General features: G+C 65.8%; 14 protein-coding genes. 7 read left to right on the plus strand and 7 right to left on the minus strand.

Going from position 1 to position 8,544, the window contains the following annotated elements; all coding sequences use genetic code 11:
• Together ACNA7R_RS17700 and ACNA7R_RS17705 are read right to left on the minus strand one after the other, a co-directional pair.
• Nucleotides 1-383 (minus strand): aldolase/citrate lyase family protein (locus ACNA7R_RS17700; protein ID WP_416284849.1); only part of this gene is annotated, 383 nt, incomplete at its 3' end.
• A gap of 86 nt (nt 384-469) precedes the next feature.
• Nucleotides 470-1,120 (minus strand): helix-turn-helix domain-containing protein, encoded by a 651-nt coding sequence (locus ACNA7R_RS17705; protein ID WP_416284850.1) that lies wholly within the window; start codon nt 1,118-1,120, stop codon nt 470-472.
• A 167-nt stretch (nt 1,121-1,287) separates the two neighbouring features.
• Here ACNA7R_RS17705 and ACNA7R_RS17710 point away from each other — a divergent pair, with 167 nt between their 5' ends.
• A complete protein-coding gene (locus tag ACNA7R_RS17710) occupies nt 1,288-1,425 on the plus strand; it encodes an FmdB family zinc ribbon protein (RefSeq protein ID WP_416284851.1) in 138 nt (45 codons plus the stop codon).
• 68 nt (nt 1,426-1,493) lie between these two features.
• Here the strand turns inward: ACNA7R_RS17710 and ACNA7R_RS17715 are convergent, their stop codons facing one another.
• Nucleotides 1,494-1,961 carry a pyridoxamine 5'-phosphate oxidase family protein gene (locus ACNA7R_RS17715; RefSeq protein WP_416284852.1) on the minus strand — a complete coding sequence of 156 codons (468 nt, stop codon included), beginning with the start codon at nt 1,959-1,961 and terminating at the stop codon, nt 1,494-1,496.
• Nucleotides 1,962-2,028: 67 nt separating this feature from the next.
• A complete protein-coding gene (locus ACNA7R_RS17720) occupies nt 2,029-2,676 on the minus strand; it encodes a helix-turn-helix domain-containing protein (RefSeq protein WP_416284853.1) in 648 nt (215 codons plus the stop codon).
• A gap of 117 nt (nt 2,677-2,793) precedes the next feature.
• On the opposite strand from ACNA7R_RS17720, the gene ACNA7R_RS17725 reads away from it, so the two are divergent.
• The 4 genes from ACNA7R_RS17725 (at nt 2,794) to ACNA7R_RS17740 (ending at nt 4,411) form a co-directional block, all read left to right on the plus strand.
• On the plus strand, nt 2,794-2,949 hold the full coding sequence (locus tag ACNA7R_RS17725) for a hypothetical protein (protein WP_416284854.1): 156 nt from the start codon (nt 2,794-2,796) through the stop codon (nt 2,947-2,949).
• Between the two features lie 106 nt (nt 2,950-3,055).
• Entirely contained in the window at nt 3,056-3,424 is a 369-nt protein-coding gene (locus ACNA7R_RS17730; RefSeq protein WP_416284855.1) for a helix-turn-helix domain-containing protein, read from the plus strand.
• Between the two features lie 60 nt (nt 3,425-3,484).
• Nucleotides 3,485-3,754 (plus strand): HalOD1 output domain-containing protein, encoded by a 270-nt coding sequence (locus tag ACNA7R_RS17735; RefSeq protein ID WP_416284856.1) that lies wholly within the window; start codon nt 3,485-3,487, stop codon nt 3,752-3,754.
• A gap of 57 nt (nt 3,755-3,811) precedes the next feature.
• Nucleotides 3,812-4,411 carry a DUF420 domain-containing protein gene (locus ACNA7R_RS17740; RefSeq protein ID WP_416284857.1) on the plus strand — a complete coding sequence of 200 codons (600 nt, stop codon included), beginning with the start codon at nt 3,812-3,814 and terminating at the stop codon, nt 4,409-4,411.
• A 30-nt stretch (nt 4,412-4,441) separates the two neighbouring features.
• Here ACNA7R_RS17740 and ACNA7R_RS17745 read toward each other — a convergent pair whose 3' ends face one another.
• The gene (locus tag ACNA7R_RS17745) at nt 4,442-4,594 is read right to left on the minus strand and encodes a hypothetical protein (RefSeq protein WP_416284858.1); all 153 of its coding nucleotides are present in this window, start codon (nt 4,592-4,594) and stop codon (nt 4,442-4,444) included.
• A gap of 147 nt (nt 4,595-4,741) precedes the next feature.
• Here ACNA7R_RS17745 and ACNA7R_RS17750 point away from each other — a divergent pair, with 147 nt between their 5' ends.
• Both ACNA7R_RS17750 and ACNA7R_RS17755 read left to right on the plus strand, forming a co-directional pair.
• On the plus strand, nt 4,742-5,764 hold the full coding sequence (locus ACNA7R_RS17750) for a Gfo/Idh/MocA family protein (RefSeq protein ID WP_416284859.1): 1,023 nt from the start codon (nt 4,742-4,744) through the stop codon (nt 5,762-5,764).
• A 58-nt stretch (nt 5,765-5,822) separates the two neighbouring features.
• The gene (locus ACNA7R_RS17755; RefSeq protein WP_416284860.1) at nt 5,823-6,299 is read left to right on the plus strand and encodes a pyridoxamine 5'-phosphate oxidase family protein; all 477 of its coding nucleotides are present in this window, start codon (nt 5,823-5,825) and stop codon (nt 6,297-6,299) included.
• Nucleotides 6,300-6,353: 54 nt separating this feature from the next.
• Here ACNA7R_RS17755 and ACNA7R_RS17760 read toward each other — a convergent pair whose 3' ends face one another.
• Both ACNA7R_RS17760 and ACNA7R_RS17765 read right to left on the minus strand, forming a co-directional pair.
• Complete coding sequence (locus ACNA7R_RS17760) at nt 6,354-7,577, minus strand: LVIVD repeat-containing protein (protein WP_416284861.1); 1,224 nt, start codon at nt 7,575-7,577, stop codon at nt 6,354-6,356.
• Between the two features lie 169 nt (nt 7,578-7,746).
• Nucleotides 7,747-8,544, minus strand: a 798-nt coding sequence (locus ACNA7R_RS17765) for a cytochrome P450 (RefSeq protein ID WP_416284862.1), incomplete at its 5' end; no start/stop codon positions are given.

The following is an 8,544-nucleotide window of genomic DNA, read 5'->3' on the forward strand; positions in this document are numbered from 1 at the left end:
CCCGCCGCGTTCTCGATCAGCGCCAGAACCGGACAGGCGAGCCCGCGTTCCTCGAGGCCGGCGGCCAGTTCGCGGACGTCGGCGGCCGCCGTCGCCTTCGGGAGCATGACGCTGTCGAGACGGATCGAGTCGGCTCCAGCGAGTGCCTCGAGGTCGCGCTCGATCGCCGACCGCTCCGCGTTGACCCGGACGCAAACCTCGGGATCGGGGTCGAACGCCGGATCGGCGAGACAGTTCCGAACCGCCTCCCGGGCCTCGTCCTTGCGGCCCGGTGAGACGGCGTCCTCGAGGTCGAACACGATCGCATCCGCGCCGGCACCGGGGGCCTTCCGGAGCATCTCCGGGCGGTCGCCCGGCGTGAACAGCAGGCTTCGACGTACCATACTGGCGTGTGTGCGGACCGTCCACGTGAATGTACGGATCCGGTAGCTCGGCGGTTCGCCGACACCGCCGGCTCCCGGTCGAGCACTCAGTCCTCGAGGATCGCGTCGAGGAGCTTGGTCTGTGCGGCGCCGAGATGTTCGGAGAACGTCGATCGGGAGATGCCGATCGCCTCGGCGACGTCGCCCGCGTTCGCTCGCTTCGGGTACTCGAAGTACCCCATCTCGTGGGCCGTCTCGAGGACCTCCCGCTGGCGATCGGTCAATCGGCTCCGGTCGACGAAGGCGAGATCCGCCGTCTCCCGTTCGCCGGTCCGGAGCAGCTGCTGGAGCTGGACGCCGTCGAACCGTTCCCGAAGCGCGCCGACGATATCCGAGAGCGTCTCGACGTCGGCCGCTCGAACGGTCAGGTACAGCGCCCCCTCGTCGGCCCGGATCGAGGAAACCGGGGTTCCTTCCTCCTCGACGACCTCACAGGCGCAGAATCCGTCGAGTTCGCGCGTGAACCGGTACACCTCGCCGTGTTCGTTCGCCGAGATCCTCGACAGCTCGACCCCGACGTCGTCGTCCTCGAGCGAGGCCTCGCCGTCGATCGCGAACTCCTCGATTCGGGGCGTCTCCGGACTCGAGGGCGACGACCGCGAAACCGCCTCGACCGATTCGCCGGTCGCGCTCGTGGCGCGGGCGACCGGGCAACTCTCCGGATCGCGCAGCACGACCGTCGCTGACAGTCCACTCATACGCCCCCCTTCGAGACCGACCACGATTACTTCGGTCGCCAGTTCCCAGCGCGTGGAAAAAACGGCGACGACGAGCCGATCCCGATATTCTCTTAAACCTACCCGGATATGTTGGAGGCGACGACTTCCGTACCGCGAGTCACTCTCTACAGAGGAGCACACGAGGGATGTCCGAATACGAGTTTACCTGCCCGGACTGCGGGCAACAGATCGAGGTCAACACGCCGGTTCGCGAAGCGACGCTGTCACACGGCTGTCCCGTCTGTGGCGCGTCGGTCTCACAGGAACACTTCGCGAGACAGTAGGCGGCTCTCGGATCCGGCCGAGCGATACCGAGACGTATCACCGGCCCGGTTCTCGACGGAGCTGTCGACTACGCTCCTTCGGCGTCGCGATCGATTTCGGTTCGCCGGCCGCTCAGGTCGGTCGGCTCGAACTCGTAAAGCTGGATGTCGAGGTTCCGTTTCGAATCGCCCCATATCTCGAACAGCGGCCGCTTTGCCTCACCGTACTGCTCGATGTGGGAGGCGGTTAGCTCCGACGGATCGATCTCCTCGAGCGAGCCGACGGCGACGACGCTCCGGTAGGTCTCTCCCGAATCCGTCTCCTCGTAGACCACGAGTCGAGCGTCGGGCGAGGAGGCCAGAAACCGGCGCTTCTCGCTTTCGGGCGTCGAGACCAGTCGCAGATAGAAGCTTCGAGCGTCGGCGTCGTACCCGTAGGAGATCGGAATCGCGTACGGCGTCCGCTCGTCGGCCAGCGCCAGTACGCCCGTCTCGTGGCGGCTGAGAAACGCGTCGATCTCACCGTCGGTCATCTCGGTCTCCTCGGCAAGTGCCATTGTCGTACCTCGAGTGGGCGTAGCACTAAACTACTTCCGTTGTCTCCGAGCCGGCTCGTCCGCGAGGCTACGTTCCGGCCTCTAACACGTCGCCGAGGAGCTTCCGCTGTGCCGCGCCGAGGTGTTCGGTGAACGTCGACTGGGTGATCCCGAGGGTCTCCGCGACCTCCGTCGCGTTGGCCTTCTTCGGTCGCTCGAAGTAGCCCATCTCGTAGGCCGTCTCGAGGACCTCGTACTGGCGATCGGTCAGCTTTCCGCGGTTGACGAAGATTCGCTCCTCGGGCGTTCCGCTGAGGGGTGGCTGGAGCAGACTCTGGACATCGACCCCGGGGTATCGCTCCCGGAACTCGTTCATCACCGCCTGAAGCTGGTCGAAGTCGGCCGCGTGGAAGACGACCGTTACGTCCCCGTCGGTCGCCCGGTAGCGGTGGACCGGACAGTCGTACGCTCCGAGACACTCGCAGGGACACTCCGCCTCGCCGTCGTGGGAACACCGGTAGAGGTTCGTCGTTCCGTAGGAGAACACCGGCCCCGAAACCCCGCCGTCGAACTCGACGTCGACGTCGGCCAGGAACTCGGTCGTCGCCCCCTCCGACCCACAGGAGACGCTCGTCGACACCTGATCGATCGTCGTCCCCGTCTCCCGCGAAAACCGTGCGATCGGGCAGGCTTCGGGAGAGTCTACTTTCACCGTGGCGCGAATTCCCGACGACATAGGTACTACACGCGGGTTCGGGCTACGTCGTATTCAATATGGGCAACTGAACGCCGATATTCCCACGCCCTCGGAACGAGACGCGGTACCTTATGCGTGGGGCTCCTCCCTCGAGATATGAGCACCCGCGAAAACGCGCGGTTCGTCTGTCCGGCCTGCACCCGGTCGATCGCCGTCACCGACTCCATGCGGGACGCGCTCGTCGAGAACGGGTGCGTCGTCTGTGGCGCCGACGTCGATCCCGACGCCTTCGAGGTCGCGGAGGCCGCGTGACGAACGCCGGGATCCGATCGAGTGTGACCATCTATAACACGGGGTTATAAAGGGACCTCGATATCGGTGGTCAACACTCGTGGCCTTCGGGCGACCACGGTGTAGTATGAGCCAATCGCTGACCGGGGCCCCACGGACGTACGGCCGCGACCGACTGACCGACGAGCCGCGAACCGTTTCCGGCGAGGACGACATCAGGACGATTCTCACCGCCCTCAACGACGCCGACTGCCGAACCATTCTCGAGGAGCTCGGCGACAGCCAGGGCCATCTCTCCGCGGCGGAGCTCTCCGAGCGCTGTGAGGTCCCGCTCTCGACGACCTACCGAAAGATCGAACTCCTCGAGGAGGCCGATCTGCTCGAGGAGAAGCTGCGGATCCGCCAGTCGGGCCGCCACGCCAGCGAGTACGACCAGCGCGTCGACGACGTCACGATCTCGGTCGACGACGGCGGAATCGCGCTCGAGCTCTCGTGAACTCCGGCGATCGGTCGCGACGAGGGACACCGTTATCGGTTCTCGGACGGTAGCTCCACCGTGAGACGCAGTTACGACGGGACCGACGAGACGAAGCGGAAACCGCCGAGCCTGGCGGTCGTCGAGGCCGTCGCCGACGCGGAGGGTGTCCGATACGACCGGCTCTCCCTGCCGGAGTACGACCCCCTCCACTCCGTCGTCGATCCGACCGCGCTCGACGAGCTGTTCGCTCCGCTACGGGACGGACGACCGCGTACCGGTTCCGTCTCGTTTGCCTACTGCGGGTACGACGTCACCGTCGATCACCGCGGGAACGTTACGCTCGAGTGAGCGAGGGCGGGTTCCGAAACGGCAAGACAGATAGGCGGTCCATCCTAACCTCGACCGATGGCAACTGCCGACGCGAGAGAACGACTCCGGGAGCGACCGATCGGCGTGACGGTGCTGTTGACGATCGTCGGCTACGCGCTCGTCATCGGGACGTTCGTCGCGGACATCCCGATCTACCCCGATCTGACCAACGCACAGATCAACGTCCTCACTCACGCGATCGCGGTGATCAACACGGTAACGACCGTGTTGCTCGTCGCCGGCTGGTACTGGATCAGAGCGGGCGAGGTCGACAAACACCGCCTGGCGATGACGGGCGCGTTCGCGACGATTATCCTGTTTCTGGTCGTCTACCTGATCCGGGTCGGCGGCGGCGGCGAGAAGCTGTTCGTCGGCCCCTCCCCGGAGTACGAACTCTACCTCGCGATGCTCGCGATCCACATTCTGCTCTCGATCGTCGCGGTTCCGGTCGTGCTGTACGCGCTGATTCTCGGGCTCACCCACACGCCCGACGAACTCCGAGAAACCGCCCACGCCAGGGTCGGCCGCATCGCCGCCGGCTCGTGGATCCTGAGTCTCGTCCTGGGAATCGTCACCTACCTCATGCTCAACCACATCTACGGCTACGAGTTCGCGATGCTCGTTCCCCCCTTCTGAGCGGGACCGTTCACCGCCGTCGGCCGAAGGTTATCGTTCCCGATCGCGGAGCTCCCGGAGGAGTTGCTCCCCCCACCGCGACTCCCGCTCGGGATCGTCGCTCCAGAGCCACTTGCAGTACCGCAGGTGCGCGAGACACTCCTCGTGAGTGAGCTGACTCTTACAGCCGGGACAGGTCGGCATACCCGTCGCAACGCGTCCGAAGGGAGAGTAGCTTCCGGTGAATCTCGCTCCCGACCGGTCGACAACAAAGACTACCGGGACGATCCGAGAGTCACCTCGTGTTGTGTGTTAGCAAGCGTTTTTTGTCGTGGAGAGCGCGGTAGCAGTATGCAGTTTCGCGCAGCGGCGATCGGACTCGGCGGGCTCGGGCAGCTCGAGCTCGAGGTGCTGGTCGGACTCGAGGGCGTCGAACTGGTCGCGGGAGCCGACGTCTCCGCCGACGCCCGGGAGGTCTTCGAACGCGAGTTCGACGCGCCGGCCTACGCCGACCACGACGCGATGCTCGCCGCCCACGGGGACGGGATCGATATCGCACTGATCGTCACCCCCCATACTCTCCACTTCGAACAGGCTCGAGCGTGTCTCGAGGCCGGCGCCGACGTCTACCTCGAGAAGCCGATGGTGACCGACGTCGGCGACGCGGTCGAACTGCTCGAGATTGCCGACGATCGGGGGCTCGTCGTGCAGGTGGGGTACCAGCGACGCTTTCACCCCGGGTTCGCGGAGGTCAAACGGCTCGTCGACGACGGCCGAATCGGCGAGGTCCACGCCGCGAACGCGTACCTCGGCCAGAACTGGTTCGAGCTTCACGAGGGGACCTGGCGCGTCGATCCGACGCTCTCGGGCGGCGGGCAGCTGTACGATACCGGATCGCACCTGCTCGACGCGCTCTGCTGGATCGTCGACGGGGTTCCGACCCACGTCTCCGCGGACGTGGCGTACGCGAAAGCCGAGATCGACGTCAACAGCGCGCTCTCGATCGAATTCGACCGCGACGGACGGTCGATCCTCGCCGGGGTCACGATCAGCGGGGACGGCGTCGAACTCACGCCGGCGGAGGGGTACACGATCTGGGGAACGGACGGCCGAGTCACCTTCGACGGCGAACGGATCCGCCTCGCCGAGCGCGGTGCGACGGTCTACGAGAGCACGATCGACGCCCGCACCGATTTCACGACGCTGACGACGGCGAAACTCGAGAACTTCCTCGAGTCGATCGCGGGAACCGCCGACCCGGCCGTCCCGGGGGCGGACGGACTCCGGGTGACCGCGCTGACGGAGGCGGCCTACCGGGCCGACGAACGGGCGTGTCGAGTCGACGTGCGAGCGCTGATCGACGAGGCACGTTGAGGTCGGCTCGAGGCTACCGGCCCCCGGGATTGGTATGAAAGGACGCCGTCCGTTCGGTATGAAGGTTCGAGGCTCTCGCTCGCGCGAGGAGATCGCAGCGTTTCTCGAGACACAAACGATTCCGGTCCGACTCGGCTGTCGGACTCCCGCGGGCCACCCCTGGATGGTGTCGCTGTGGTATCGGCATCGATCGATCGAGACCGACGAGAACGGGAGCGGTACCGAGAACGACGGCTGGATACTCGAGTGTGCCACCTCGGCCGAGGCCGACGTCGTCGCCTACCTCCGGGAGACTCCAGAGGTGTCGTTCGAGGTCTCGACGAACGATCCGCCCTACGCCGGAGTCCGGGGCCGGGGCGAGGCCTCTCTCGAGCCCGATCCCGAGAAGGAAGTGCTCCGGGACCTGCTCGAGCGGTACCTCGGCGGAACGGAGTCGAAGCTCGCGCGGACGCTACTGGACGAGGACCGCGAGGAGGTGACGATCACGCTCGAGCCGGCGGTCGTCTACGGCTGGGACTTCTCGGGTCGGATGTAGGGGACGACCAGGTTCCGCCGCGAGCGCGGTCGAGTCGAGGGGCCGTCGGCGGAGTCAGTAGCCCTCGAACGTGAACACGAACAGCCCCGTGTTCGCGTCCGAGACGTAGACGTACTCGCTGTCTTTCGTGTTCGCACCCCAGACCTGCGGGATGGCGTCGATGTCTCGCTCCGGATCCGTCCGGCGGACCTCGTTGGTCCCCTCGGTCGTCATGTACTGGTCGATCCGCTCGGGGTCGGCGGGATCGGAGAGGTCGAACGTCTGGACGCCAGCCTTGTAGTCGCCGCTGAACAGGACGTCCTGCTGGTCGCCGACGCCCCAGTCCGAGAAGTGGCCCGTCCACCAGAACGCCTGCTGGCCGGTTGGCTGCTGGGCGCTCCCCTGTGGCGGGCGGAACGACGAGAGCAGTTCGGTCTGGCCGGTGTCGAGATCGAACTCGATCACGTGCTTGTACCCCGGCTCCCCGAAGCCGACCTCCTCGCCGAGCAGGCAGATGTCGTCCTCCGGGTGGGGGAACGCGTGGTGGGCGTTCCGTAACGGAACGTCCGCCTCTTCCTCCTGGTAGTCGAAGGAGGCGACCTTTTCGGGATTCTCCGGATCGCTCATGTCGACGACGTGGAGTCCCCGGCTCCAGTGGGCGAGGTAGGCGTAGTCGCCGCGAACCTGGGTGTCGTGGACGAACGCGCCGCCGACCTGGAACGACGAGACCTCCACGGGATCGGTGGGATCCGTCACGTCGTACACCACCATCCCGCGACCCGACCCCGACGTGATGACGTACTGCTCGTCGAACGCGATGATCGTGTGGACCCCGCCCGCGTCGTCGACGGTGAACGGACCGAGCGGCTCGGGATCGTGCGGGTCGGAAACGTCGACGATCGCCCAGCCCGCGTCCTCGCCGCCCTCGTTGGCCGTGAACACCCACGGCTCCGTGGGGTGGAAGAACACGTCGTTCACGTAGCCGACGCCGGCCGAGACCGTCGCGGTTCGCTCCGGGTTCTCGAGCTCCGAGAGGTCGACGACGTGGACGTCCGTGTCGGCGTTGACGAACGATCCCGCCACTGCGAGATCCAGGTCCTCGCGGACGTCCATGTTCGTGATGTTGCCCTCGGGAACGTCGAGCGTGGAGTGACCGACGAGTTCCAGGCGTGGGTTGCGGTTCCCGCTCCCCCCTCCTCGTGCCGCACTGGTACCACTCAGCGCGCCGAGTCCGATCGCGGTCGCCGCACAGCCTTGCAGTACGGTTCGTCGAGTCGTCGGATCCTGTTCTCGAGGCATATCGGACAAACATTACGACCAGTACCACAAAATAATAGTCAGCTCTTCGTATTAGTGATGGAGAGCGAAATGTATATATAGGGAACGAGAGCGCTGTATTTACCGATGGTGTGATGAATCCCTCCGCTGATTCGGGAGACGGCGGGTTCGCTGCGAACGAGGGATCGGATCAGTTTTCTGACGGGCGCTCGTACCGGATCGGCAACGACTCGACGCCGTAGATCAGCGAACTGCGAACCGGCTGCAGGTCGGTGTCGACCGCCTCGATCGTCGCCGTTCGGGCGCACAGCTCCTCGAGGGCGACCGACGCCTCGAGCCGGGCCAGCGGGGCGCCGAGACAGTAGTGGGTTCCGTGGCCGAACCCGAGGTGCTGGTTGGGCGATCGGTCGGGAACGAACGCATCGGCGTCCTCGAACTGCCGTTCGTCCCGGTTCGCGGAGCCGAGCCAGACGACGACTCGGTCACCCGATTCGATCTCGGCACCTCGAAGCGTCACGTCTTCCGTCGCGACCCGGGACATCGCCTGAACCGGGGAGCGGTAGCGCAGTACCTCCTCGATCGCCCGGCCGATCGCGTTCGGCTCCGCACGGAGCTCGTCGAACAGGTCGTGGGCGTCGAAACACCGGACCGCGTTCGTGACGAGATTCGTCGTCGTGATGTTGCCGGCGATGAGCAACAGGATACAGGTTCCGAGCGCCTCCTCCTCCGAGAGCCGCGACCCGTCCTCGAGCTCCCGCGTGACGATTTGTGTCATGAGATCGTCCTGTGGCGATTCGCGTCGGTCGGCGATCATCTCGAAGAAGTAACTCGCCATCTCCATCTGGGCCTGCTGCTGGCGCTCGAGGAACGCCTCGGTCTCGTCGTCCGCGCTCGAGGACTCGACGAGCGTGTCCGACCACCGCTTGAACCGGTCGCGATCCTCGGCGGGAACGCCGAGCAGCTCGGCGATGACGACTACGGGAAGCGG

It is taken from the genome of Natronococcus sp. (genome assembly GCF_047921035.1).
In the GTDB taxonomy this organism is placed as follows: Archaea; Halobacteriota; Halobacteria; order Halobacteriales; family Natrialbaceae; genus Natronococcus.

Excerpts from the sequence above, each read along its gene's own strand:
- ACNA7R_RS17705 (WP_416284850.1), bottom strand. The coding sequence starts at position 1,120 with ATGAGTGGACTGTCAGCGACGGTCGTGCTGCGCGATCCGGAGAGTTGC.
- ACNA7R_RS17710 (WP_416284851.1), top strand. The coding sequence starts at position 1,288 with ATGTCCGAATACGAGTTTACCTGCCCGGACTGCGGGCAACAGATCGAG.
- ACNA7R_RS17715 (WP_416284852.1), bottom strand. The coding sequence starts at position 1,961 with ATGGCACTTGCCGAGGAGACCGAGATGACCGACGGTGAGATCGACGCG.
- ACNA7R_RS17720 (WP_416284853.1), bottom strand. The coding sequence starts at position 2,676 with ATGTCGTCGGGAATTCGCGCCACGGTGAAAGTAGACTCTCCCGAAGCC.
- ACNA7R_RS17725 (WP_416284854.1), top strand. The coding sequence starts at position 2,794 with ATGAGCACCCGCGAAAACGCGCGGTTCGTCTGTCCGGCCTGCACCCGG.
- ACNA7R_RS17730 (WP_416284855.1), top strand. The coding sequence starts at position 3,056 with ATGAGCCAATCGCTGACCGGGGCCCCACGGACGTACGGCCGCGACCGA.
- ACNA7R_RS17740 (WP_416284857.1), top strand. The coding sequence starts at position 3,812 with ATGGCAACTGCCGACGCGAGAGAACGACTCCGGGAGCGACCGATCGGC.
- ACNA7R_RS17745 (WP_416284858.1), bottom strand. The coding sequence starts at position 4,594 with ATGCCGACCTGTCCCGGCTGTAAGAGTCAGCTCACTCACGAGGAGTGT.
- ACNA7R_RS17750 (WP_416284859.1), top strand. The coding sequence starts at position 4,742 with ATGCAGTTTCGCGCAGCGGCGATCGGACTCGGCGGGCTCGGGCAGCTC.
- ACNA7R_RS17755 (WP_416284860.1), top strand. The coding sequence starts at position 5,823 with ATGAAGGTTCGAGGCTCTCGCTCGCGCGAGGAGATCGCAGCGTTTCTC.
- ACNA7R_RS17760 (WP_416284861.1), bottom strand. The coding sequence starts at position 7,577 with ATGCCTCGAGAACAGGATCCGACGACTCGACGAACCGTACTGCAAGGC.